Raw genomic sequence first — 23,519 nt, forward strand, 5'->3', positions numbered from 1 at the left:
GCTTCAGACGGCATTAAACTGCCGCTGCACCTGCTACAATTTCTGACAATTCTGTGGTAATCGCGGCTTGACGCGATTTGTTGTACACCAAGCGCAATTCTTTGATGGCATTGCCTGCGTTGTCGGTTGCGGCTTTCATCGCTACCATACGCGCGGCTTGTTCAGATGCCATGTTGTCACTCAATGCTTGATAAACCACAGACTCTAAATAGCGGCGAACCAAATATTCCAATACGGCGATAGGACTCGGCTCGTAGAGGTATTCCCAAGTAAATGAAGAATGACCTGTTCCGTCGTCAATAACGTTTTCACCGATAGGCAGCAAAACTTCCATACGCGGCTCTTGGCGCATTGTATTGATAAAACGTGAGTAAACCATATGGATACGGTCTAATTCATGTTTCTCATAACGTTGGAAGATTTCGGTCAAAGGGCCAAGCAACGCTTCCATTTTCGGGGTATCGCCCAAATTGGTTGCACTGGCAATAACGTTTAAACCGATGCTTTGGCATGCAGCCAAACCTTTACTACCCAGGCACACGACTTCGACTTCGATGCCTTGTTCCTGATACTCTTGAACTTGCGCCAAAAACTTTTTCAGTACGTTTGCGTTCAAGCCGCCGCACAAACCTTTATCCGAGGTAATCAAAATGAAACCGGCACGGCGCACTTCGCGGTGTGGCTCCAACAATTTGATACCATGATCGGCATTGGTCTGTGCAAGATGGCTCATCACTGTACGCACTTTTTCGGCGTACGGACGCGCTAAGCGCATCCGGTCTTGAGTCTTCCGCATTTTAGAGGTCGACACCATTTGCATCGCTTTAGTGATCTTTTGGGTATTTTGAACACTACGGATTTTGGTGAGAATCTCTTTTCCGACTGCCATTTCAGACTCCTTTCATCTCAATACTTATGCTTGGTAAGCGTAAGAAGATTTGAAAGATTTCATGGCTTCGGTCAATGCTTTTTCGCTTTCGTCAGACATTGCGCCTGATGCATTAATCGCATCCAGAACCTCAGGATGTTGCGTACGTACGAAACTCAGGAATTCTGCTTCGAAAGCCAAGGCTTTGGATACCGGAACATCTGCGTAAGAACCGTTGTTGATCGCCCACAAAGTCAATGCCATTTCGGCAGTGTTCAATGTGCTGAATTGTTTTTGTTTCATCAATTCAGTAACCACTTCACCGTGTTGCAGCTGTTTGCGTGTTGCTTCGTCCAAATCGGAAGCAAATTGCGAGAACGCCGCCAATTCACGGTACTGTGCCAACGCCAAACGGATACCGCCACCCAGTTTTTTGATGACTTTGGTTTGTGCTGCACCACCTACGCGCGATACGGAAATACCGGCATTGATTGCAGGACGGATACCGGCGTTGAACAAGTCGGTTTCCAAGAAGATTTGGCCGTCTGTAATCGAAATTACGTTGGTTGGTACGAATGCTGATACGTCACCGGCTTGGGTTTCAATAATCGGCAACGCAGTCAGAGAACCGGTTTTGCCTTTTACTTCGCCATTGGTCAGTTTTTCAACTTCGTTTTCGCTGACGCGGGCGGCACGTTCCAACAGACGGGAGTGCAGGTAGAATACGTCGCCAGGATAGGCTTCACGGCCAGGTGGACGGCGCAGCAGCAGGGAAATTTGACGGTATGCAACGGCTTGTTTAGACAAGTCATCGTATACGATCAGCGCATCTTCACCGCGGTCACGGAAGAATTCACCCATGGTACAACCGGAGTAAGGAGCAATGTATTGCAGCGCAGCGGCTTCAGAAGCAGTCGCAGCAACCACGATAGTATGTTCCATCGCACCATGCTCTTCCAATTTGCGCACTACGTTGGCAATAGAAGATGCTTTTTGACCGATAGCCACATAGATACAGATAACTCCTGTACCTTTTTGGTTAACGATGGCATCCAGTGCTACGGCTGTTTTACCGGTTTGACGGTCACCAATGATCAGCTCACGTTGGCCACGACCAACCGGAACCATAGAGTCAATGGCTTTCAGGCCGGTTTGCATGGGTTGGTCAACCGATTTACGTGCAATCACACCCGGTGCGATTTTTTCGATTGGAGCAGTCAATGTTGTGTTGATTGGACCTTTACCGTCGATAGGACGACCCAATGCATCAACTACGCGGCCAACCAATTCGCGACCGATCGGCACTTCCAAAATACGGCCGGTACAGGTAACTGTATCGCCTTCTTTAATGTGTTCGTACTCACCCAACACTACGGCACCGACGGAGTCGCGCTCCAAGTTCATGGCCAGACCGAAAGTGTTACCGGGGAATTCGAGCATCTCACCTTGCATCGCGTCTGACAAGCCATGAATGCGCACAATGCCGTCTGTAACAGAAACAACGGTACCACGGGTACGCACTTCTGCATTGACGGACAGATTTTCGATTTTGGCTTTAATCAAATCGCTAATTTCAGCAGGATTAAGCTGCATGAAAACTCTCCTAATTTGTCATAGTCGCATACAAAGCATTCAGTTTGCCTTGTACGGACAAATCCAAGACCTGATCACCCACTTCTACTTTGATGCCGCCGATTAATTCAGGGGCAACTTTAGTTACCACATCCAATTTGCTGTTGAAGCGTTTTGTCAGGATATCGGTAACATCGGCCAGCTGCTGAGAACTGAGCTCATACGCGCTGTAAATTACGGCCGATTTCGTATTGTTGTGTATCAAGGTCAAATCTTGATATTGGGCATAAATTTCCGGCAATACCAGCAAACGCTTTTGCTCGGCCAAAACGGTAATAAAATTTGCCAATTCGACATTTTTGATACCGACAAGACCTTTGAGCGTTTCTGCCTTTTCGGAAGCTCCCGTTTCCGGCTGCTCGATGAAAGCAATGACTTTCTCATCCTGAACAACCGCTGCGAGTTCTTTCAGTTCGCCCAACCAAGACTCGATTTGGTTTTTTTCCTGAGCCAGACTAAACAATGCTTTCGCATAAGGTCTGGCAATCGTTGCGAACTCTGCCATAAGATTACAGCTCCTGTTTTAAGGCACTGAGCAGATCTGCATGTTTGGAAGCATCGACTTCTTTACGCAGGATAGATTCCGCACCTTTAACAGCCAATGAAGCGACCTGTTCGCGCAACACTTCGCGTGCACGGTTAACTTCTTGCTCTACATCAGCTTTTGCTTGGGCTGCAATGCGTGCTGCTTCATGAGAAGCTTGCTCTTTGGCTTCTTCTACAATTTTCGCAGCACGTTTTTCGGCGTTGGCAACCATTTCGGTTACCTGATTACGCCCTTCGGCCATAAGTTCTGCAACTTTTTTCTCTGCCTGCTCAAAATCGCTCTTACCGCGCTCGGCGGCAGCCAAGCCCTCGGCGATTTTTGCGGCACGCTCATCCAATGCTTTGGCAATCGGAGGCCATACGAATTTCATCGTAAACCAAACCAAGCCAAAGAAAACTAGGATTTGCGCAAATAAGGTTGCATTAATATTCACGTTACTTAACCTTCGTATCTGGGTTAATCAAACAGACGGCAAGCCTGTATCTGAACGGATCGCTCCGTCTTGATTACGCACCACCAAACGGGTTAACGAAGGCGAACAACAGGGCAATAGCCACACCGATCAAGAAAGCCGCATCGATCAGACCAGCGATCAAGAACAGTTTGGTTTGCAGCGGACCGATCAGCTCAGGTTGGCGAGCAGAAGATTCCAAGTATTTAGAACCAACCATTGCGATACCGATAGAGGCACCCAATGCGCCCAAGGCAACGATCAAACCACATGCGATAGCAATCAAACCCATTTTTAAACTCCTTAAAATAGTAAAGGTTAAACTACAAAAAACAAACTACAAAAAAACTACTTGATTAGTGTGCATCATGCGCCTGTCCGATATATACGAACGCCAACGCCATGAAAATAAATGCCTGCAAGGTGATGACCAAAATGTGGAAAATCGCCCAAGCCAAACCGGCAATCAGGTGGAACACAAATAAAATCGGATCCAAAGTTTCGACACTGCCGGTTGACGCCCATGCACCGCCCAACAGAGCGATCAACAGGAACACCAGCTCACCGGCATACATATTACCAAACAACCGCATGCCGTGGGATACGGTTTTGGACAAAAACTCTACCAAGTTCAGCAGGAAGTTAGCCGGAGCAAGCCACGGACCGAAAGGTGCGCAGAACAACTCGTGAATCCAACCGCCAAGGCCTTTGATTTTGACATTGTAGTAAATACAGATCAGCAATACGCCAATCGCCAGAGCCAAAGTCGTATTCAAGTCAGCAGTCGGTACGACGCGCAACAGGGCATGATGATTACCGGTAATGCCTTGCCATGCCATCGGCAGTAAATCAACCGGCAGCATATCCATGGCATTCATCAAGAGAATCCAGACAAACAAGGTCAGACCCAACGGAGCAACGGCTTTACGCGATTGTTCGTTATGGATAATGCTTTTACACATGTCATCCACGAATTCGAACAGAATTTCAACAGCCGCTTGGAAACGACCGGGAACACCGGCCGTCGCTTTTTTGGCACCGCGCCACAAAAGGAAGCTGCCGATTACGCCTAACAGAACGGCAAAAAAGATTGCATCAAGGTTAATGAACGAAAAATCAGCAATGTTTTTCAGTCCTTGACCCTGAGTAACATCCGACATACTGGTCAAGCTTTGCAAGTGGTGCTTGATGTAGTCGGCAGCGGTCATAGTTTCACCTGCCATAGTGTTTTACTCTCAACAATACTAAAAAAACCAAATGACTGACGCCAAGAAACGCCAATAAAAATGGGTAAAATACCAGTGATCGATGCCATATCGCGAAAACGACCGACATGGATACCAGCGACAGCACTACTTTTAAAACCTCTCCGCCGATAAACATCGAACTTTGCAGATCGGGATTTCGTCGGGAAAACTTTAAAAGTAAAACTGCAACAAGGGTAGGCACAATGTACGAAAATCCTCCCGCCAAAGCAGAGAGGAAGCCGGGCAATCCGGAGAATAATGCACAAACAACTGAAATTATTAATAATACAATCACTTGCAATGGGACTATCTGATTCATTGTACTTTGTACCCCAAAAAGCAAGGCAGGCTAATATAATCAAGAAGTTTGTTAACGTCAAGCAATATGTTAATCTTTGTGAACCTTTCACAAATAAATGATTAACACATATAAAACAAATCTTTGCTGGAACGGAGTTTAACACAAATTACATGTTGTTACATAGATTTTACAGAAGATTTTGATTTGTATTGTAAACATTTATACGCTCTACGCTTTTTCAAAAATTGAGGCCGTCTGAAAAGCTTTTTTCAGACGGCCTGTTCTGTTTATAAAGCCGTTAGAACGCTTGATTGATGCCCAACTGCTTCAGCAAATATTCGAATGTTTCCGGCGTATCAAAATGCAGCACGATTTTGCCTTTTTTCTGATTGCTGGTTTTGACTTCGGCATTAACGCCCAAATGCTCGGTCAATGCATCATTGATGCGGCGGATATCCGGGCTGATGGTTTTGGCTGCTTCGGGCTTAGCTTTTTGATGCGCCAATTGGCTGCGGCGTTCTACTTCGCGGACCGACCAGCCGTTTTTGACGGCTTTTTGCGCCAATTCCAATTGGTCAACTACATGCAAGGTCAGCAACGCACGGGCATGACCCATTTCCAGACGGCGTTGGTAAAGCATTTCTTGAACCGGCTCAGGCAGGCTCAACAGGCGCAGGCTGTTGGAAATGGCGCTGCGGCTTTTACCGACGGCTTTTGCGATGGTTTCGTGGGTCAGGCCGAATTCGTCGGCGAGGCGTTTCAAACCTTGCGCCTCTTCAATCGGATTGAGGTTTTCACGTTGCAGGTTTTCAATCAAACCCATGGCCAACGCGGTTTCGTCGCTGATGGTTTTGATGACGACGGGAATTTCGGTCAAACCGGCCAACTGGGAAGCGCGCCAACGACGTTCGCCGGCAATCAATTCATATTGAGACAGACCACGTTCGCGTACGATAACCGGCTGGATAATGCCTTGCGCTTTAATGGAGTCGGCCAATTCCTGCAAGGCTTCGTCATCCATTTGCACACGCGCCTGATAGCGGCCGGGCTGAATATCGGCGATGGCAACCGTTGTCAGGCGGTCGCTACTGCTGCTGTCCACCGCATTGGATATTAGCGAATCCAAACCGCGTCCCAATCCTTTTGCTTTTGCCATATTGTTTTCCCTTTCAGACGGCCTCAATGTTGAAATGACGTATTCTATCGGATATTGCCGCTTTACGACAATTTGAATCACGATGATTTGACCCTCGCTATTTATTTACGGAGCGAAACCGCAAACATACCCCTTAAAGCATTGCTCAAGCGGATTTCTTCCGCATTTTCCAACATAGAACGCGAGATGTGGGTTTCTTTGATTGTATCCGCACCTAAAAGCCGCGGCTGCTTCAATACCGCTTGGCGCATTACCCCGTTCAAAATATCCAAATCCAAAGACGGCGTAAGCCATTGTCCCTGATATTTGATAAACACATTACTTCTTCCGCCCTCCAACAACAGGCCGTCTGAATTGAAAAACAAGCTGTCAAATGCGCCCTGCCCTTCTGCCGTTTTCCACGCCTGGTCAAACATTTCACGGCGCGTGGTTTTGAAACGGCGCAGATAATCGCGTTGGCTTAATATGTGCTCACTCAAGATGACGTATTGTTGTTCACTCAATTCAGAAACAGCCGCATGGCTCAATGCGAGGCCGTCTGAAAACAAGGCGGCTTTGACTCTAAATAACCCTCTTGGCAACGCATCTATATAATGTTGGATTTGCTCTATTGCGTTTTCAGGCCAAGTCAGGTTGAGTGCTTGCGCCGAGCTGTTCAGACGGCCCAAATGCAAATCAAGCAAACGGCATTGTTTGTCTTCCACGCGCATGGTTTCAAAAATACCGAAATCAGGCCGCAAGTCATTGAGAAAACGCGCCTTCCAACCGCACTCGCGATATTCGGCCTCCGGATCGCTATCAATCACAATCCCCGAACCCACACCATAAACACCTTGATAAAGGCCGTCTGAAACCGGCTTCAGAGATAAAGTGCGGATCACGACATTAAACACGCCTTCAAACCCCAAACCCGTATCGCACGGATGCAAAAAGCCGATGCTGCCTGTGTATAAACCGCGCGGCTCGGATTCAAGGGACTCAATAATCTGCATACTCATGCGTTTGGGTGCGCCGGTAATACTGCCGCACGGGAAGGCTGCGCGGAGAATATCGGCAACCGAAACATCAGCCAGCGCCTGCGCCTCGATGGCACTGGTCATCTGCCAAACACTGCCGAAACTGGAAACTTTAAACGGTTCAGGCACGCGTACTTTGCCTGTTTGCGCGATTTTGCCGAGGTCGTTGCGCAACAAGTCGACAATCATCACATTTTCGGCGCGGTTTTTCGGATCGTTTTGCAATTCAACGGCGCGGCGTTCATCTTGTCCATCGTGAAGAATCGGCGCAGTGCCCTTCATCGGCTCAGTTATAATCAGGCCGTCTGAATCGATTTTGAGGAAAAGTTCGGGGGAAAAACACAAAGTCCACGCCTCCTGCCCTGCCCCGTCAGGCAGACAAGACAAAACGGCATACGGCACAGGCTGGCGCAAGCGGCGGTAAAGTTGAATCGGATTGCCGTATGCTTGCAGGTGCAGGCGTGCGGTGTAATTGATTTGATAGGTATCGCCGCGGCGGATGGCTTCGTGAATTTGACGGATATGCTCGAGATAATCGGCTTCGGATACGGAGAATCGGGGAGTGGAAATACCTGCCTCAAGGCCGTCTGAATGATTGGCCAGCCAGTTTTCGGCATCGATTTCAGAATAATCGGCAAACCAGTGCAAACGCAGACTGCCACTGCGACCAGACAGAATATCCATCAGCGGCAACCCGAATTCGTAGTCTGCAAACAACACTGCATGCAAACCCTTTTCCCAGCCGGCTTGCAAAATACTTGTTAACGAATCCAGTTCGTTATGATAAAACCGATGGCTTTCTACATGATTTTGATAGAGTTTTGCTCGGCCGCTCACGGCATCGTCAAACAGGGCGAAATAAGGCATGATTGCTGTACAAATAGGCTGATTATACGCTGCTTTTACATAAGTTAGCAGACAAATTCAAAAAAAGCACTCAAATGTAATTTTATGTAGTCGAACGAGGCATAAAAGGGTAGAATCAAACCATACCACACTATATCATTTAAAACTTAATCGATAAGGAGACTTTATGGCAGACCACCAATTAGAACCGTTCGAGAATGTTGAACTGGGCGAGAAACAAGACCAGCTGCAAGTATTCGAAAAGGCTGTTTTGGAACACGAAGGACGCGGTTCAGACGAAGATTCCAGCAGCGCACCGCTTCCTGCCAATTACCCGTACAAACAACGTATGCGCCGTTCTGTTTACGAAAAAGAAAAACAGAAGCTGCAAATCGAATTATTGAAAGTACAAAGCTGGGTTAAAGATTCCGGTCAGCGTATCGTCAGCCTGTTTGAAGGCCGCGATGCAGCCGGTAAAGGCGGTACCATCAAACGTTTTATGGAACATTTAAACCCGCGCGGCGCACGCGTTGTCGCACTGGAGAAACCGACCACTACCGAACGCGGCCAATGGTATTTCCAACGCTACATCCAAAACCTGCCGACCGCAGGCGAAATGGTATTCTTCGACCGTTCATGGTACAACCGTGCCGGCGTAGAACGCGTCATGGGCTTCTGCGAACCTAACGAATACCTGCTCTTCATGCGCCAAACCCCTGAATTGGAACGCATGCTTGTTGCCAGCGGCATCCATCTGTTCAAATTCTGGTTCTCCGTATCCCGTGAAGAACAACTCCGCCGCTTCATCTCCCGTCGTGATGACCCCCTGAAACACTGGAAACTGTCCCCTGTGGACATCCAGTCGCTCGACCGCTGGGACGACTACACCGAAGCCAAAAACGCCATGTTCTTCCACACCCACACCGGCGACGCGCCTTGGGTCATCATCCGCTCCGACGACAAAAAACGCGCACGTTTGAATTGTATCCGCTACTTCCTGCACCAGCTGGACTATCCGGGCAAAGACGTGAAAGCCATCGGCAAAGTGGACGATAAAATTGTTTTGATTCCCGACACACGTTACAAAGAAAAAACCGTAGACATCGGACACGATTAATTCTTAAAGCATCAAAGGCCGTCTGAAATTTCATCTTTCAGACGGCCTTTTCTTAATCCTCACGATTCCAATACGTTTTTTGTGCAAATACCAATTTATTGTCAGTGAATTTCACATTGTCCAAATTCAACGCCCAAACATCACTTTTCATCACCCTGGCGGCAGGATGCGCTTTGTAAAATAAAGACTGCGCCGCTTTCAAATCCGCTTCATCTTCAATCAAAGCGGCAGTCGCCGCAAACTGAACACCGCTGATTTTCGTGATACTGTCGGGCTGACCGGCGATGGTGCCGGCTACTTTGGCAGAACGGCTCATCAGTCCGCCATGCTTTGTTTTCAAAGATGTCAGCACAATCAGGCGGGCATTGGCTTCATCAAACACATAAAAACAACAAGCCGCCCAAACTTCGCCGTCTGCCGCCGCAGCAATACTGACGACATGATGATTGCTCAAAAATTTAACGATATTGGCAGGAATCGCTTGCATAATTTTTATCCTCTTTCTCAGTGTATTAAATTTATTTTCAGGCCGTCTGAAACATCAGTCCTGCCAACGCGGCACATCGGTTTGAACAATACCGAACAAGTCCAAAGCATGAGACACGCTGTGCGTAATCATATCATCAATGGATTCTGGCTTCTGATACAGAGCCGGAACGGGAGGAAACACAATGCCGCCCATCTCTGTTACACGGCGCATATTGTCGATGTGTGCCAAGTTTAACGGCGCTTCACGCACCATCAACACCAGCTTACGCCGCTCTTTCAACGTTACATCCGCCGCACGGCTGAGCAAATTATCGGCGAACCCGTGAGCAACCGAAGCCAAAGTTTTCATTGAACACGGCGCAATCAACATTCCGTCCGTCAAAAACGAACCGCTGGCAATACTTGCGCCGACATTACGGACAGAATGCACGACATCCGCCAAAGCATAAACGTCTTCTTTGGTGTAATCCGTTTCCAAAGCGCGGGTCATCTCCGCCCCTTGCGAAACCACCAAATGCGTTTCTACCTGATGCTCACGCAAAAGCTGCAAAGCCTTCACGCCATACTGAAAACCGCTGGCACCGCTGATGCCGACAACCAAACGCTTCATTGTATTTCCCTGTCTCGGCCTAAAAATAAAGGAAAGGCAGATTCTCAAGACGAAAAAATAACCGCTAAAAAGCGGTTAGATTTTCTAATGTGGTGCCGACAGCGAGATTTGAACTCGCACAGCCTACGGCCACTACCCCCTCAAGATAGCGTGTCTACCAATTCCACCATGTCGGCATAAATCAAATTGTCTTACTGCTGCTGAGGATTCGGAGCAACAGGAGTTGTATTGTTTTGTGCAGGCGTTGCAGGTTTAGGAGCCTGTTGGGTCTGCTTCACATCGCTGAAGTCTAAACCGTGCTTATTGGAGTGGGTGTGAATATACACCATTGCCATGCAGGTCGCAAAGAAAAATGTTGCAGCAACGGCAGTCGAGCGGCTGAGGAAGTTGGCATTACCGGCAGAACCGAATACGCCTTGCGCGCTACCGCTGCCGGAACCGAATGTTGCGCCGGCATCCGCACCTTTACCGTGTTGCAGCAATACTAACACGATTACGAATAGAGCGGAAATAATATTAATAATCCAGATAAGGGTTTTAAAGGCTTCCATATGTTTTCTACGAGGCTTGTGCTGCGTTGATGATGGCGGTAAAGGAGTCATAGGATAATGACGCGCCACCAACCAATGCGCCGTCTACATGAGGTACTGCGAAGATGTCGGCTGCGTTATCTGCTTTCACACTTCCGCCGTAAAGAACGCGGATTTTAACATCGCTTCCGCACAAAGACAAGATTTCTTTGTAGATAAATGCGTGCATGTCGGCGATTTGTTCGACGGTGGCGACTTTGCCTGTACCGATCGCCCAAACCGGCTCGTAGGCAACGGCGATGTTTTGGGTGTTCAGACCTTGCAGGATGGAAAGCTGGTGGGCAATGACTTCGTGTTCTTTACCTGCTTCGCGCTCTTCCAGGCTTTCGCCGACGCACAACAATGGAATCAGGCCGACGTTGAGGACGTTTTCCATTTTGCGGCGTTGGATTTCGTTTTTCTCGCCGAAATAAAGGCTGCGCTCGGAGTGGCCGATGAGGACAATGTCTGTACCGATGTCGGCAAGCATTTCGGCGGACACTTCGCCGGTGTACGCGCCGTTATTCGGGAAACGGCTCACGTCTTGCGCACAGGTCAAGATGCGGTTGTTCAAAACAATCTGCATGGCGTTGTGCAGTTGCAACAGATAAACGGTCGGAGCGGCCAGGCCGATGAGGACGCGTTCTGCGGTTGGCATGACACGGAAGCGGTGCATAAGCGCATTGTTGTTTTGGAGTCGGCCATTCATTTTCCAGTTGCCGATAACCCATTTTTGGTCCCACATTCCGATTTGGTGATACATCTTTATTGCTCCGTGTGTTGGTTGTTGCTTGTTGTAGCGTGGTGTAATGTGAAAGTTTAGTGGATATATGTGCGCTTGGCAATTATTAACAAGCCTTGAGGCCGTCTGAAAGATGGCACACTCTCCGACAAGGATTTATAATGTATGTTTCGATAAAATTAAGAATTGAACGGAGCACAAATATGGACTTTGAAAAAGCGCGTTTCAATATGGTTGAACAGCAGATTCGTCCGTGGGATGTCTTGGATTTCGACATTTTGGATGCTTTGGAGGAGATCGGGCGCGAACATTTCGTCGGCGAGGCTTTTCAAGGCTTGGCCTATGCGGATATGGAGCTGCCGCTGGCCAACGGCCATAAGATGTTGGAACCCAAAGTCGTTGCCCGCCTGGCTCAAGGTTTGAAACTGAAAAAAGACGAAACCGTCTTAGAAATCGGTACAGGCTCAGGCTATGCAACCGCCCTGCTGTCCAAACTGGCCGGCAAAGTCATTACCGACGACATCGATGCCGAGCAACAGCAACGTGCCAAAAAAGTTTTGGACGAATTGGGCTTTGCCAACGTCGATTATGTGCAAAACAACGGCCTGACCGAAGCATCGCAAGGCGCGCCTTTTGATGCGATTTATGTAGGCGGCGCAGTAGACCGAGTGCCTGAAATCTTAAAAGAGCAATTGAAAGACGGCGGCCGCATGGTCATCATTGTCGGCCGCAAACCGGTACAACACGCGCTTTTGCTGACACGCAACGGCAATGAGTTTTCCGAAAAGGTATTGTTCGACACCGTCGTGGCCCACTTGGAAGACAAATCGGCCAATCCGTTCGGCGATTTCGATTTTTAAACAACAGGCCGTCTGAAAATTCAGACGGCCTCATGCTTTTATCCCCACCTTTATGACCGACATCATCCAACTCTTGCCCACCGAATTGAAACAATGGCAGGACGAAGGCCGCGCATTTCATCTGCTCGACGTCCGCACCGATGAAGAACGCGCCATCTGCACCCTGCCCGCTGCCATTCATATTCCGATGAACCTCATCCCCCTGCGCCAAAACGAGCTGCCCGACGATGATTTACCCATTGTTGTCTATTGCCACCACGGCATCCGCAGCCTGCACACGGCAATGTATTTGGAAGACGCCGGATTTGAAAATCTCTACAACCTGCAAGGCGGTATTGATGCTTGGGCGGAGCAAATCGATGCCAAGATGATGCGGTATTAAATTGCTTTTATGAATAAAAGGCCGTCTGAAATTGGGTTTCAGACGGCCTTTGCGATTATTTCACAAACCGTGCATCTGCCATAAACGGCCGTGTAGCAGCTGGTTTGGCCGAATAGAAGCGGGAGAAAGTGCTGTCGATTTTGGTTTGTATCGGTTTACCGTCCAATGTTGCCGATGCTTCCAATTTCACGCCACCGCCACTGGTTTCGCCCAATTTCATATTTGGGAACGTCAGTTTGGCAATATTGAGTTTCACATTTTCCACTTTGGTATCGGGAGACATCAGCTGCTTGCCGACCGGACGGATTTTTTCACCCTCATCATGAGGCGCGGCACCACCGTTATCGTCAACCACGCCGATATTAATCAATCGGGCAGCTGCCAAATCCATCTTGCCGTTTTTAACCGGAATACCGACAAACAGTTTTACGCCGCGATGAATGAACGTATTGTCCCGCCACTGAGTTTGGCCCTCTCTCGGCGGTTTGGTTTCCGCCGCCACCGAATAAGTACGGCCCATAATCATCAATTTATAGCCCGGAATTTTTTTCGACCCCAACCCATCGGCAATATCTTCAACCAACTGCGGCGCAGTCAAATCTTCATTTGCCAAAATACGGGCCGATGTTTCTGCCAGATAAGCAGGTTTACCGTCTATGGCCAATGCTTGTTCATGGCCGAAATCAGCCGCAAATGCAGGTATGGCAGCCAAAGCGGCCAATGTCAAAATACCGATGCGTTTCATCGCTTACTCCTGATGTAGAATATGGTTAGACTATTTATCCGAAAAACTCGGACAAATTTTAAACAAGACCATATTATTCTATAAATGATATAGATTATCAACAATATTTATAATACGGACAATATAAAGGCCGTCTGAAAACCAAGTTTCAGACGGCCTTTCCAATCTGGTTTAAAAGCTATATCAGCCTGTAAAGCGTTTGAATACCAATGTGCCGTTGGTACCGCCAAAACCGAAGGAATTGGAGATGGCAACGTCGATTTTCGCGTCGCGTGCTTCGTTGGCGCAGTAATCCAAATCGCAACCTGCTTCAACGTCTTGTTCAAAAATGTTGATGGTCGGCGGAGATTTTTGCTCGTGTACCGCCAACACGCTGTACAACGCTTCCACACCGCCAGCCGCTCCGAGCAAGTGTCCGGTCATGGATTTGGTGGAGTTGACGATAACTTTGCGCGCATGGTCGCCCAAAGCGCGTTTGAGGGCTTTGGTTTCGTTGGCATCGCCCAGCGGAGTCGATGTACCGTGTGCGTTGACGTAATCAACGTCTTCAGGGTTCAGGCCGGCATCTTTCAGCGCACGGGTAACCGCCAATGCCGGGCCTTCTTCGTTCGGCGCAGTAATGTGGTAGGCATCGGAGCTCATACCGAAGCCGACGATTTCGGCGTAGATTTTCGCGCCGCGTTTTTTCGCATGTTCCAATTCTTCCAACACCAGCACGCCAGCGCCTTCGCCGATAACGAAACCGTCACGGCCTTTGTCCCACGGACGGGATGCGGTGGCAGGGTCGTCGTTGCGGGTAGAAAGGGCTTTCATCGCAGCAAAGCCGCCCACGCCCAAAGTGCTGATCGCGCCTTCCGCACCGCCGGCAATCATCACATCCGCATCGCCGTATTTAATCAGTCGCGCAGAGTCGCCAATGGAGTGTGCGCCGGTTGTACAGGCAGACACCATGCCGTAGCTCGGGCCGCGGTAGCCTTTCAGGATGGTGACATGGCCGGAAATCAGGTTAATCAGCGAGCCTGGAATAAAGAAAGGATTGATTTTGCGCGCGCCGCCTTCGATAACGGCTTTGCCGGTCGCTTCAATGCTCGGCAGGCCGCCGATACCGGAGCCGATGTTGACACCGACGCGGTCTTTGTCAAGGGTTTCCAAATCGTCCAAGCCTGAATCATTGATGGCTTGCAGGGCGGCGGCGATACCGTAGTGGATGAACACGTCCATACGGCGCGCTTCTTTCGCGCTGATGTATTGGCCGATGTCGAAATCGCGCACTTCGCCGGCGATTTGGCTGTTGATGTCGGATGCGTCAAAGCGGGTAATCCGTCCGATGCCGCTTTTGCCTGCGAGCAGATTGCTCCATGCGGTGGCGACGTCGTTGCCGACCGGTGATACTTGGCCAAGACCTGTGATGACTACTCTTCTCTGACTCATGATAATCTCGCTGTTGGTTGTCGGGATTTTCGCGGCAGCCTTGCTCTTTTTCTTCGTGAAAACGGGCAAAACTCATGCCGTCTGAAATTTCAGGGGTTTAATAATAAGGTAAAAGCCTCTATTGCGATGGCGCAGCAGAGGCTGGATGTTTGGTGCGACCGATTAGCCTTGGTGGGCGTTGATGTAGTCGATAGCCAATTGTACGGTAGTGATTTTTTCAGCGTCTTCGTCAGGGATTTCGCAGCCGAAAGCTTCTTCCAAAGCCATCACCAGTTCTACGGTGTCCAGAGAGTCAGCACCCAAATCGTCTTGGAAAGAAGATTCGTTTTTCACTTCGGCTTCGTTTACGCCCAGTTGTTCAGCAACAATTTTTTTAACTTGTTGTTCGATGTTTGACATGTCAGTCGTTCCTTTTCGCCTTGCGGCAGGTTGTTTAAGGGAAATAATTCGTCGGTATTGTACCGAATTCGGATAGAGTTTTCCATCTAATCCTGCATTTTAGCACAGATTATTCTGGAAAAACCTGTTGTTGCGCATATTAGCATAGGCTGATTTTAACCTACAAGCGGGAATTTGTTTTTCCTTGGTATCAATAAGTTAATAAGCGGAAAGGTCGTCTGAAAACTGATTTCCCCGTTTTCAGACGACCTTTTATTCAATCAAGGCAGATTTGGGATAACCCAAGTAGCGTGGGCTTTGCCCACGAAATCCACCATCCAACAACTAAATCCGACAACAGTCACATAGACTTTCATTTTGGCATTCATCTCGTGGGTAAAGCCCACGTTACGGCTTGCTGTAACGGCAACTTTGCCCTTCCTTCATCTAACGGAGGAAAAGTTTGCGGACGTATGCTAATATAGTATATTGCGGGAAGTGTGCCTGTCAGATTTAGCCGTAATGGCAAGGCATTATTTCATTACTCAAAAATTCTTTATGAATTAGATGTTTAAAATAAACTATTAAAACTTTAGGGTACGCATATGCAAGATCAGGAAGAAAGTAAAAATCAGGAAATACAAGAAAAGCAGAAACAAGAAGACAATGGTGCCATGACCAAGTTGCAAGATGTGTTCAATCTTGCGCATGACCAAGCTCATCCCGATAAGATCGATGCCACCATCCGCGCCAATACTCGGGTGACCGGAACCAGTATGTGGGTATTGATGTTTGCCATTGCCGTGTCGAGTATCGGTCTGAATGTAAACAGCACGGCAGTAGTGATCGGAGCGATGTTGATTTCGCCGTTGATGGGGCCGATAGTCGGTATGGGTTACGGTTTGGCGGTAGGGGATACTGCGCTGATCCGTCAAGCCGTGCGCAATATTATTATATTCGTCGTCATCAGCTTGATTACCGCTACGTTGTATTTCCTGTTAACCCCGCTTAAAGAGGCGCAAAGCGAGATTTTGGCGCGTACTCAGCCGACCCTTTGGGATGTGTTGATTGCCTTCTTCGGCGGTAGTGCGGGTATTGTGGCGCTGACCCGAAAAGAGGGAGGCAATGCCATACCGGGTGTGGCGATTGCTACCGCATTGATGCCACCCCTGTGTACTGCGGGCTACGGACTGGCACATGGCAACTGGCACTACTTTCTCGGTGCTTCATATCTTTTTGCCATCAACTGCGTGTTCATCGCTTTTGCGACCTTGTTGTTTTCCAAGCTGCTCAAGCTGCCGCGCAGGGGGTTGGTAAAGGAATCCAAACGCCGGTTGCACAGCATCATTATTACTGCCGTCGTACTTGCTGTCATGATTCCGAGCGGCTATATGGCATCAGGACTGGTGCGTCAGGAAATCTTCAACACCAGAGCCAATGCTGCCATTGCCACTGCGAAGCAACAGGAAGGTTTTTTCGTGCTGCGTAAGATGTTGAACCATAGAGAAAATAAAGTCAGTCTGGTTGTCAATGGAACGGGCAATGCCGAGAAAATTTCCGCCTTGCTCGTGAAAAGCCTTGAAGCGTCAGGTGTGAAAGAGCCGAAGGTCAACGTGGTCTATGCGGGAGGGGACAATGCCAAAATCGAAGAATTGCTGGCAAGCCAAAACAACCCGGTTCAGCAGCAAAATGAGCTGAAAGAGCAACAGGCCTATATCGATACCGTACTGGCAGGCAAAGCCTCCGATATCGACGATGCAGCGGTACTTAAGGAATTAAAAGCCCAATATCCGGAAGCGGAAAAAATCGTTGTCGGACGCGGCTTGGCTTGGGATAAAGCGCAAACAACGCCTGTTTCCGAACAGTCTGAAAGCCAAAAAAACGCAGAACCGAAGACAGATACATATGACGATATCGTCGTTGTCTCTCTCGAATTGGAGCAGCCACTACCTGCCAAAGATTACGAGCGGATACAGGCGTGGTTACGCCAGCGTTATGAGGGTAAGGTAGTGAGCATATTGCAAACGCACAAGTCTCAGACAGATAAACCGTCTCAGACAGATAAACCGTCTAACGAATAATCGCCTTCAGGCTTTATCCATTTCCGAGAAATCATTGATTGTTCCTAGTACACCAAATCCGCCTCAAACACGCCTCTCAAGGCGTTGGAGAGGCGGATTTTTTCTGCGCGTTCGAGCATGTCGCAGGTAATGTGCGTTTCGATGATGGTGTCCGCGCCCAAGTAGGTTTGCGGCTGCTGCAACACGGCTTGGCGCATGATGCCGTTGAGGATATCCAAATCCAGAGACGGGGTGAGACGGGTGTTTTTGTGCATGTTCATGTTTCAGTATTCTCCTGGAAATACTGTAAACAACGCTACTAGTTTCTACAGCATCGAGTTGATAACGTTCGCCCACACCGGCAAGGTTTTCTGCGCCAAGGACGAGTTTGAGCTTTTCAAAGTCAATTTGATCTTCGCAAAAGACTTCGGGAAAGAGTTGTTTGAACTTTAACATGTTGTTTTGTTTGAAATTATTTTCTAAATCGTGTATAATTTCGGTTCGGTTGCCATAATTGCATCTTCCATCAATGATCACTTACAAAGTGTCCATTTTATCGGGACTTGTTGAAAGTTAAAAGAAAAGAAGGCCGTCTGAAAAACTTTAATATTCGTTTTTCAGACGGCCTTCTTTTCACTTGCCGAAACAAGAGTATTTTGTTTCTCAACTTTACAAAACGGTCAGTCTTGCTGCTTGCTTCTACCCCAAAAATTCTTTTAAAAACAGCAACACGCAGGCAAGTTCGTCGGTGGATTCGCGTTGCGTGCCGTTGCCGGTATGGCCGCCGCCGTCGGGCGAGTAGAGCCAAGATTGCGGCGAGGTTTCGCGCAGTTTGGCGTAGAACTTGAGCGCGTGGGCGGGATGGACGCGATCGTCGCTGAGGCTGGTGGTAATGAGCGCTGGCGGATAATCGATGCCGTCTGAAAGATTGTGATACGGCGACAATTCGCCCAGCCAGCGTTTGCAGACTTCGTATTTCTGCGGATTGCCGTATTCGTCCGTCCAGCTTGAACCGGCGGACAGCAGCGGATAACGGATCATGTCGGTCAGCGGCACTTCGCACACCAGCGCGCCGATGCTTTGCGGTTCGCGCACGAAGGCGGCGGCGGTAATCAGGCCGCCGTTGCTGCCGCCCTGCAAGCCGATGTGTTTGGGCGAACTGATACCGCGTTCGGACAAATCGCGCACGACTGCCAACAAATCATCAACGCTTTTGTGTTTGCTGATTCCCTGCGCCGCCTGATGCCAGCGCGGGCCGAATTCGCCGCCGCCGCGTATGTTCGCCAACACGAAGGCGTTGCCCTCTTCCAGCCAATATTTGCCGACGCTGCCCAGATAATGCGGCAATTCGGGAATGCCGAAACCGCCGTAGGCATAAACCAAAGTCGGCGTGTCGGGCGTGGCGTTTTTGCCGACGTGGAAATAAGGAATGCGCTCGCCGTCGGCCGAAGTCGTCCAAAACTGCTGCACGTTGATGCCGTCTGAATCGAACTGCTGTGGCTGACGGCGCATGACGGTCAGTTCCATCACGTTTAAATCCAGCGCAAACAGCGTCAGCGGCGTAGTGAAATCGCTGGCGGCAAGGTAAACCACATCGCCGCCCCACGGTTGGTCGGTCATTTCCAACGCGCCCGAGGGCAGGCGCGGCAATTCGACTTCCTGCCATTTGCCGTCGGTAAAGCGCCATGCTTTCAGACGGCCTTGTACGTTTTCCAGCAAGCTCGCCACCACAAAACGCTTGGTCGTTTCCACGCTTTCCAATGCCTGCGTTTCATCAGGTGCAAACAAAAGCTGCGCCGCACCTAATTCGCCACGGTTTAATTTTACTGCCACCAATGCGCCGCTCGGATAGCTTTGGTTCGCGCGATTCCAGTCTTTGCGCAGCGTCAACAAAAGATGTCCGGCCAGATAGCCGACCACGTCGCAATCATTAGGCAGGTTTAACGGTTTCGCCTCACCTTCGGCCGACACCTGCAAATAGGTTTTGGTGTAAAAACCGTCCGACGCTTCAATCAAATCAATCGGCGAACCCTGCGGATCGAGATAGCGCCAAGCGTTCACCATCATGCCGTCTTCAGCAATTTGATACACCGGCAGGCTTTCCTCGAAACTTTTACCGCGCTCCACCAGCCACACTTCGCGCGGATAGCCCGATTCGGTCAACTGGCGTTCGTCCCAAGCCGGACACACCCACACGCTATTTTCATCGCGCCACGACACATGGTTTTTGCCTGCCGGAAAGTGAAAACCGCCTTCTACCAACTCCCCTGCTTCCAAATCCACTTCCAGCGTGTACGCCGTATCGCCGCCCGATTTGCTCAGTGTTAACAACGCGCGGTTGGGCTTTTCCACCAAGTGCGACACGCCGCCCAAATACACATCGTCGCCGAGCAATTCATCGAAATCCGCCACTGAAAACAGGATTTTCCACTCAGGATAGCCGGAACGGTACGTCGCCGCTGTACACACGCGGTACACACCCTTCGGATATTCCGCGTCCTGATGGAAATGGTACATCCGCGCGCGGTGTTCCTGACAAAACGGAATCTGCCGCGTGTCCTGCAACTGCGCCAAAATGCCGTCAGACAATTCGCGCGCCTTGTCGTTTTCTAAAAAACGGGCGCGCGTTTCGACATGGGCCGCGGCGGCAAACTCTTGCGTTTCGGGAGATTCGAGGTTTTCAAAATGGAGATAGGAATCGGGGTAAGATTTCATAAGAAAAGGCCGTCTGAAAGATTGGGAAACGGAATTATAACGGCAAAATCAAAAAAGGCCGTCTGAAACCTGCATTTCAGACGGCCTGAGACATTATTCAACTCAACGTCCGTATATTTTCCACAAACCTTCCTGCAAACCAAACGCAGGCTCGCCGTCTTGCGGCTGGGTGCGGACGTAGCCGCCGTCAGGCTGCATCAGCCAAGCCTGGGTATTGTCTTCCAAGGCCATTTCCAAACCTTCGCGGATCACGCGTTCTTTGAGTTCGGGCGTGGTAATCGGCGTGGCGACTTCAATGCGGCGGAAGAAGTTGCGACCCATCCAGTCGGCGCTGGAGATAAAGGTATCGTCTGCGCCGTTGTTATGGAAGCAATACACGCGCGAGTGTTCGAGTTGGCGGCCGATGATGGAGCGGACGCGGATGTTTTCGGACAAGCCTTTTACACCCGGGCGCAAGGTACACATACCGCGCACAATCAGGTCGATTTGTACGCCTGCCGCGCTGGCTTGATACAGCGCATCAATTACGCTCGGCTCGATGAGGGAATTCATCTTGGCGGTAATCCGCGCCGGTTTGCCGGCTTTGGCGTGGTCGGTTTCCTGCTTGATGCGGTCGATGACCATTTTGTGCAGGGTAAACGGGCTTTGATAGAGCTTGTTCAGACGGCCCGGCTTACCCAAACCTGTGATTTCCATAAACAGGGTGTTCACATCGGCAGTGATTTGTTCGTCGGCGGTGATGATGCCAAAGTCAGTGTAGATGCGCGATGTGCCTTGGTGGTAGTTGCCGGTACCGAGGTGGGCATAACGCTTGAGCACGCCGTCTTCACGGCGGATAACCAAAGCCATTTTGGCATGGACTTTGTAGCCGAATACGCCGTACACAACGTGTGCGCCTGCCTCTTCCAGCTGCTTCGCCCAGTTGACGTTGTTGGCTTCGTCAAAACGCGCCATCAGTTCGACCACGACGGTAACTTGCTTGCCCGCCAGTGCGGCCTTCATCAATGCGCGCACAAGCTCGGAATTGCTGCCGGTACGGTAGATGGTCATTTTGACGGCCAATACATCCGGATCGGCCGCAGCCTCGCGTATCATTTGGACAACCGGATCGAACGACTGATACGGGTGGTGCAGCAAAATCGGCGACTGTTTGACCAGTTTGAACACGGAGCCGTTTTTGCGCAAGGCTTTCAGACGGCCTGCATTGCGCGGCGGAAACTTCAAATCCGGCCTGTCCACCAAATCGGGAACGGCATTGAGGCGCACCAAATTGACCGGCCCTTTGACCTGATACAGCTCGGCAGAAGTCAGCTTGAACTGGGCAAGCAGGAAGTCGTGAATATGCGCCGGACAGGTGTCTGCTACTTCCAAGCGCACGCCGTCGCCGTATTCGCGGTCGTGCAACTCGTTTTGAATCGCGGCACGCAGGTTTTTCAAATCTTCTTCATCAACCGTCAAATCGCTGTCGCGCGTGAGGCGGAACTGATGGCAGTCTTTAACCTTCATGCCGGGGAAAAGTTTGCCGACATGGGCGTGCAAAATAGACGATAAGAACACAAAGCCTGCATCGCCGTCGCAAATTTCAGACGGCATGGGGACGACACGCGGCAAAATGCGCGGCGCCTGCACAATCGCCATGCCGGACGGACGGCCGAACGCATCCGTGCCTTCGAGTTCGACGGCAAAGTTGAGCGATTTGTTTAACGGGCGCGGGAACGGGTGCGAAGGATCGAGGCCGATGGGGGTGAGAATGGGCAAAAGCTCGTTGTCGAAATAGTTTTCAATCCATTTCTTTTGCGCGGCCGTCCAATTGCGGCGGCGGTAAAAATGGATGCCTGCACGGTCAAGTTCGGGCTGAAGCACATTATTAAACAAATCATATTGCTCGCGGATCAGCGCCTGCGCCTCTTTTGCCACCGCCTCAATGGTTTCGGCTGCGGTTTTGCCGTTGTCGAGCAGCTGATGCGGACGCAGTTTGTTTTCGCGTTTCAACCACGCCATGCGCACTTCAAAAAATTCGTCCAAATTGGAAGAAACAATGCACAAAAAACGCAAACGCTCCAACAAAGGAACATTCGCATCCTGCGCCTGAGCCAATACGCGGCGGTTAAACGCCAACAGGCTGAGTTCCCGGCAAAGAATTCGGTTTTGTTCGGGCATGGTTTCCTCCTGAAACATCGGTCATTAAGATGATCAAGTATAACGTTTTGCCGCCGTTCCGTCAGGTTTCAGACGGCCTTGGCAGAAAACCTTATCCCTATTTGAGGCAAGACAAAGGGTTATCCGTTTTTTTCTATGCCGAAACAGCGGTTTTTGCTATAATGCGCAGTTTAATGCAACCGCAATACCACTGCTAAAGGATAAGAAAATGGGCTTTTTGCAAGGCAAAAAAATTCTGATTACCGGCATGATCTCCGAGCGTTCCATCGCTTACGGCATCGCCAAAGCCTGCCGCGAACAAGGCGCGGAATTGGCATTTACTTATGTTGTCGACAAACTGGAAGAGCGCGTCCGTAAAATGGCGGCCGAACTCGGCTCCGAACTCGTGTTCCGCTGCGACGTTGCCAGCGACGACGAAATCAACCAAGTTTTCATTGACTTGGGCAAACACTGGGACGGCTTGGACGGCCTCGTTCACTCCATCGGTTTCGCCCCTAAAGAAGCTTTGAGCGGCGACTTCCTCGACAGCATCAGCCGCGAAGCGTTCAACACCGCTCACGAAATCTCCGCATACAGCCTGCCTGCGCTGGCCAAAGCCGCCCGTCCGATGATGCAGGGCCGCAACGCTGCCATCGTTGCCCTGAGCTACTTGGGCGCCGTTCGTGCTATTCCTAACTACAACGTTATGGGCATGGCCAAAGCCAGCCTCGAAGCCGGCATCCGCTTCACTGCCGCCTGTCTGGGTAAAGAAGGCATCCGCTGCAACGGCATCTCCGCAGGCCCGATCAAAACCCTGGCCGCTTCCGGCATCGCCGATCTCAGCAAACTCTTGGGCCACGTCGCTTCCCACAACCCATTGGGTCGCAACGTTACCACCGAAGAAGTCGGCAACACAGCCGCCTTCCTGCTGTCCGACCTTGCTTCCGGCATTACCGGCGAGATTACCTACGTTGACGGCGGTTACAGCATCAACGCGCTGAACGACGAAGAGAACTAAACGGTTTACACACCAAACGCACTTTCATCATGAAAGTGCGTTTTTTATGACCGTTACATTATGGCTTGAATAACTGCATAACCCAAAAGGCCGTCTGAAAGTCAAATACGGATACGAAACATTAACTTTACAGGCTTTCAATGATTATGTTTTCAACATTATTATATTATCATTCCACCTTAACCTAAAGATTCGATAGA

24 protein-coding genes, 1 tRNA gene and 2 pseudogenes are annotated in these 23,519 nt (G+C 49.9%); 5 read left to right on the top strand and 22 right to left on the bottom strand.

From position 1 onward, the window contains the following. Positions 1-13: 13 nt before the first annotated feature. The 9 genes from atpG to BBP27_RS07955 form a co-directional block, all read right to left on the bottom strand. Positions 14-889: a F0F1 ATP synthase subunit gamma gene (gene atpG, locus BBP27_RS07915; protein ID WP_003748108.1), complete on the bottom strand. Its 876-nt coding sequence runs from the start codon at positions 887-889 to the stop codon at positions 14-16. 24 nt (positions 890-913) lie between these two features. Beyond that, complete coding sequence (gene atpA / locus BBP27_RS07920; RefSeq protein WP_036492075.1) at positions 914-2,461, bottom strand: F0F1 ATP synthase subunit alpha; 1,548 nt, start codon at positions 2,459-2,461, stop codon at positions 914-916. Positions 2,462-2,471: 10 nt separating this feature from the next. Further along, complete coding sequence (locus tag BBP27_RS07925; protein ID WP_003683778.1) at positions 2,472-3,005, bottom strand: F0F1 ATP synthase subunit delta; 534 nt, start codon at positions 3,003-3,005, stop codon at positions 2,472-2,474. A gap of 4 nt (positions 3,006-3,009) precedes the next feature. After that, positions 3,010-3,480 (bottom strand): F0F1 ATP synthase subunit B, encoded by a 471-nt coding sequence (locus BBP27_RS07930; protein WP_003708446.1) that lies wholly within the window; start codon positions 3,478-3,480, stop codon positions 3,010-3,012. A 73-nt stretch (positions 3,481-3,553) separates the two neighbouring features. Beyond that, positions 3,554-3,790 (bottom strand): F0F1 ATP synthase subunit C, encoded by a 237-nt coding sequence (gene atpE / locus BBP27_RS07935; protein ID WP_003748101.1) that lies wholly within the window; start codon positions 3,788-3,790, stop codon positions 3,554-3,556. 64 nt (positions 3,791-3,854) lie between these two features. After that, positions 3,855-4,721, bottom strand: coding sequence for a F0F1 ATP synthase subunit A (atpB, locus tag BBP27_RS07940; RefSeq protein WP_003748099.1), 867 nt, complete (start codon positions 4,719-4,721; stop codon positions 3,855-3,857). Beyond that, a complete protein-coding gene (locus BBP27_RS07945) occupies positions 4,711-5,064 on the bottom strand; it encodes an ATP synthase subunit I (RefSeq protein ID WP_188212218.1) in 354 nt (117 codons plus the stop codon). The genes atpB and BBP27_RS07945 overlap by 11 nt, the downstream gene beginning before the upstream one ends. Before the next feature lie 280 nt (positions 5,065-5,344). After that, positions 5,345-6,202, bottom strand: a complete 858-nt coding sequence (locus tag BBP27_RS07950) for a ParB/RepB/Spo0J family partition protein (RefSeq protein ID WP_070849077.1) — start codon at positions 6,200-6,202, stop codon at positions 5,345-5,347. Positions 6,203-6,303: 101 nt separating this feature from the next. After that, the gene (locus BBP27_RS07955) at positions 6,304-8,085 is read right to left on the bottom strand and encodes a bifunctional chorismate-binding protein/class IV aminotransferase (protein WP_188212219.1); all 1,782 of its coding nucleotides are present in this window, start codon (positions 8,083-8,085) and stop codon (positions 6,304-6,306) included. A 166-nt stretch (positions 8,086-8,251) separates the two neighbouring features. On the opposite strand from BBP27_RS07955, the gene ppk2 reads away from it, so the two are divergent. Continuing rightward, positions 8,252-9,181, top strand: coding sequence for a polyphosphate kinase 2 (ppk2, locus tag BBP27_RS07960; RefSeq protein WP_003748092.1), 930 nt, complete (start codon positions 8,252-8,254; stop codon positions 9,179-9,181). A gap of 52 nt (positions 9,182-9,233) precedes the next feature. Here the strand turns inward: ppk2 and BBP27_RS07965 are convergent, their stop codons facing one another. From BBP27_RS07965 to tpiA, 5 genes are all read right to left on the bottom strand, one after another. Continuing rightward, positions 9,234-9,668 (bottom strand): PNPOx family protein, encoded by a 435-nt coding sequence (locus tag BBP27_RS07965; RefSeq protein WP_036492087.1) that lies wholly within the window; start codon positions 9,666-9,668, stop codon positions 9,234-9,236. A gap of 54 nt (positions 9,669-9,722) precedes the next feature. Further along, complete coding sequence (locus BBP27_RS07970; RefSeq protein ID WP_188212220.1) at positions 9,723-10,280, bottom strand: UbiX family flavin prenyltransferase; 558 nt, start codon at positions 10,278-10,280, stop codon at positions 9,723-9,725. A gap of 90 nt (positions 10,281-10,370) precedes the next feature. Continuing rightward, positions 10,371-10,456 (bottom strand) — tRNA-Leu (locus BBP27_RS07975). 15 nt (positions 10,457-10,471) lie between these two features. Next, positions 10,472-10,831 carry a preprotein translocase subunit SecG gene (gene secG / locus BBP27_RS07980; RefSeq protein WP_036492092.1) on the bottom strand — a complete coding sequence of 120 codons (360 nt, stop codon included), beginning with the start codon at positions 10,829-10,831 and terminating at the stop codon, positions 10,472-10,474. A 7-nt stretch (positions 10,832-10,838) separates the two neighbouring features. Then, a complete protein-coding gene (tpiA, locus tag BBP27_RS07985) occupies positions 10,839-11,612 on the bottom strand; it encodes a triose-phosphate isomerase (RefSeq protein ID WP_003748082.1) in 774 nt (257 codons plus the stop codon). 182 nt (positions 11,613-11,794) lie between these two features. On the opposite strand from tpiA, the gene BBP27_RS07990 reads away from it, so the two are divergent. Together BBP27_RS07990 and BBP27_RS07995 are read left to right on the top strand one after the other, a co-directional pair. Next, a complete protein-coding gene (locus BBP27_RS07990) occupies positions 11,795-12,451 on the top strand; it encodes a protein-L-isoaspartate O-methyltransferase family protein (protein ID WP_188212221.1) in 657 nt (218 codons plus the stop codon). A 52-nt stretch (positions 12,452-12,503) separates the two neighbouring features. Continuing rightward, a complete protein-coding gene (locus tag BBP27_RS07995) occupies positions 12,504-12,833 on the top strand; it encodes a rhodanese-like domain-containing protein (RefSeq protein ID WP_188212222.1) in 330 nt (109 codons plus the stop codon). A gap of 55 nt (positions 12,834-12,888) precedes the next feature. Here the strand turns inward: BBP27_RS07995 and BBP27_RS08000 are convergent, their stop codons facing one another. From BBP27_RS08000 to BBP27_RS08015, 4 genes are all read right to left on the bottom strand, one after another. Next, entirely contained in the window at positions 12,889-13,578 is a 690-nt protein-coding gene (locus tag BBP27_RS08000; RefSeq protein ID WP_049349410.1) for a hypothetical protein, read from the bottom strand. A 183-nt stretch (positions 13,579-13,761) separates the two neighbouring features. Then, positions 13,762-15,009, bottom strand: coding sequence for a beta-ketoacyl-ACP synthase II (gene fabF, locus BBP27_RS08005; RefSeq protein WP_049331727.1), 1,248 nt, complete (start codon positions 15,007-15,009; stop codon positions 13,762-13,764). 162 nt (positions 15,010-15,171) lie between these two features. Continuing rightward, on the bottom strand, positions 15,172-15,408 hold the full coding sequence (acpP, locus tag BBP27_RS08010; RefSeq protein ID WP_003679644.1) for an acyl carrier protein: 237 nt from the start codon (positions 15,406-15,408) through the stop codon (positions 15,172-15,174). 260 nt (positions 15,409-15,668) lie between these two features. Further along, a complete protein-coding gene (locus tag BBP27_RS08015) occupies positions 15,669-15,794 on the bottom strand; it encodes a hypothetical protein (protein ID WP_265511057.1) in 126 nt (41 codons plus the stop codon). Between the two features lie 198 nt (positions 15,795-15,992). Between BBP27_RS08015 and BBP27_RS08020 the strand changes: the two genes are divergently transcribed. Beyond that, a complete protein-coding gene (locus BBP27_RS08020; RefSeq protein WP_049349406.1) occupies positions 15,993-17,468 on the top strand; it encodes a DUF389 domain-containing protein in 1,476 nt (491 codons plus the stop codon). 44 nt (positions 17,469-17,512) lie between these two features. Here the strand turns inward: BBP27_RS08020 and BBP27_RS08025 are convergent. From BBP27_RS08025 to ppk1, 4 genes and pseudogenes are all read right to left on the bottom strand, one after another. After that, positions 17,513-17,704 (bottom strand): annotated as a pseudogene (locus BBP27_RS08025) (aminotransferase class IV); the annotation flags it as partial. Between the two features lie 76 nt (positions 17,705-17,780). Beyond that, positions 17,781-17,984: pseudogene (locus tag BBP27_RS08030) on the bottom strand (hypothetical protein); the annotation flags it as partial. 162 nt (positions 17,985-18,146) lie between these two features. Next, the gene (locus BBP27_RS08035) at positions 18,147-20,162 is read right to left on the bottom strand and encodes a prolyl oligopeptidase family serine peptidase (RefSeq protein WP_188212223.1); all 2,016 of its coding nucleotides are present in this window, start codon (positions 20,160-20,162) and stop codon (positions 18,147-18,149) included. Positions 20,163-20,264: 102 nt separating this feature from the next. Continuing rightward, positions 20,265-22,322 (bottom strand): polyphosphate kinase 1, encoded by a 2,058-nt coding sequence (gene ppk1 / locus BBP27_RS08040; protein WP_188212224.1) that lies wholly within the window; start codon positions 22,320-22,322, stop codon positions 20,265-20,267. A 208-nt stretch (positions 22,323-22,530) separates the two neighbouring features. Between ppk1 and fabI the strand changes: the two genes are divergently transcribed. Beyond that, positions 22,531-23,319 (top strand): enoyl-ACP reductase FabI, encoded by a 789-nt coding sequence (fabI, locus tag BBP27_RS08045; RefSeq protein ID WP_049332846.1) that lies wholly within the window; start codon positions 22,531-22,533, stop codon positions 23,317-23,319. Positions 23,320-23,519 lie beyond the last annotated feature (200 nt).

The sequence above is a fragment of the Neisseria sp. RH3002v2g genome (assembly GCF_014596425.2).
Classification (GTDB): Bacteria; Pseudomonadota; Gammaproteobacteria; order Burkholderiales; family Neisseriaceae; genus Neisseria.

Bases quoted from the DNA above. Each gene is read 5' to 3' on its own strand.
- fabI (WP_049332846.1), top strand. From the start codon at position 22,531: ATGGGCTTTTTGCAAGGCAAAAAAATTCTGATTACCGGCATGATCTCC.
- atpB (WP_003748099.1), bottom strand. From the start codon at position 4,721: ATGGCAGGTGAAACTATGACCGCTGCCGACTACATCAAGCACCACTTG.
- BBP27_RS08000 (WP_049349410.1), bottom strand. From the start codon at position 13,578: ATGAAACGCATCGGTATTTTGACATTGGCCGCTTTGGCTGCCATACCT.
- BBP27_RS07945 (WP_188212218.1), bottom strand. From the start codon at position 5,064: ATGAATCAGATAGTCCCATTGCAAGTGATTGTATTATTAATAATTTCA.
- atpG (WP_003748108.1), bottom strand. From the start codon at position 889: ATGGCAGTCGGAAAAGAGATTCTCACCAAAATCCGTAGTGTTCAAAAT.
- acpP (WP_003679644.1), bottom strand. From the start codon at position 15,408: ATGTCAAACATCGAACAACAAGTTAAAAAAATTGTTGCTGAACAACTG.
- BBP27_RS07950 (WP_070849077.1), bottom strand. From the start codon at position 6,202: ATGGCAAAAGCAAAAGGATTGGGACGCGGTTTGGATTCGCTAATATCC.
- BBP27_RS07970 (WP_188212220.1), bottom strand. From the start codon at position 10,280: ATGAAGCGTTTGGTTGTCGGCATCAGCGGTGCCAGCGGTTTTCAGTAT.
- BBP27_RS07955 (WP_188212219.1), bottom strand. From the start codon at position 8,085: ATGCCTTATTTCGCCCTGTTTGACGATGCCGTGAGCGGCCGAGCAAAA.
- tpiA (WP_003748082.1), bottom strand. From the start codon at position 11,612: ATGTATCACCAAATCGGAATGTGGGACCAAAAATGGGTTATCGGCAAC.
- atpA (WP_036492075.1), bottom strand. From the start codon at position 2,461: ATGCAGCTTAATCCTGCTGAAATTAGCGATTTGATTAAAGCCAAAATC.
- atpE (WP_003748101.1), bottom strand. From the start codon at position 3,790: ATGGGTTTGATTGCTATCGCATGTGGTTTGATCGTTGCCTTGGGCGCA.
- BBP27_RS08020 (WP_049349406.1), top strand. From the start codon at position 15,993: ATGCAAGATCAGGAAGAAAGTAAAAATCAGGAAATACAAGAAAAGCAG.
- fabF (WP_049331727.1), bottom strand. From the start codon at position 15,009: ATGAGTCAGAGAAGAGTAGTCATCACAGGTCTTGGCCAAGTATCACCG.
- BBP27_RS07965 (WP_036492087.1), bottom strand. From the start codon at position 9,668: ATGCAAGCGATTCCTGCCAATATCGTTAAATTTTTGAGCAATCATCAT.
- BBP27_RS07995 (WP_188212222.1), top strand. From the start codon at position 12,504: ATGACCGACATCATCCAACTCTTGCCCACCGAATTGAAACAATGGCAG.
- BBP27_RS08035 (WP_188212223.1), bottom strand. From the start codon at position 20,162: ATGAAATCTTACCCCGATTCCTATCTCCATTTTGAAAACCTCGAATCT.
- BBP27_RS07925 (WP_003683778.1), bottom strand. From the start codon at position 3,005: ATGGCAGAGTTCGCAACGATTGCCAGACCTTATGCGAAAGCATTGTTT.
- BBP27_RS07990 (WP_188212221.1), top strand. From the start codon at position 11,795: ATGGACTTTGAAAAAGCGCGTTTCAATATGGTTGAACAGCAGATTCGT.
- ppk2 (WP_003748092.1), top strand. From the start codon at position 8,252: ATGGCAGACCACCAATTAGAACCGTTCGAGAATGTTGAACTGGGCGAG.
- secG (WP_036492092.1), bottom strand. From the start codon at position 10,831: ATGGAAGCCTTTAAAACCCTTATCTGGATTATTAATATTATTTCCGCT.
- ppk1 (WP_188212224.1), bottom strand. From the start codon at position 22,322: ATGCCCGAACAAAACCGAATTCTTTGCCGGGAACTCAGCCTGTTGGCG.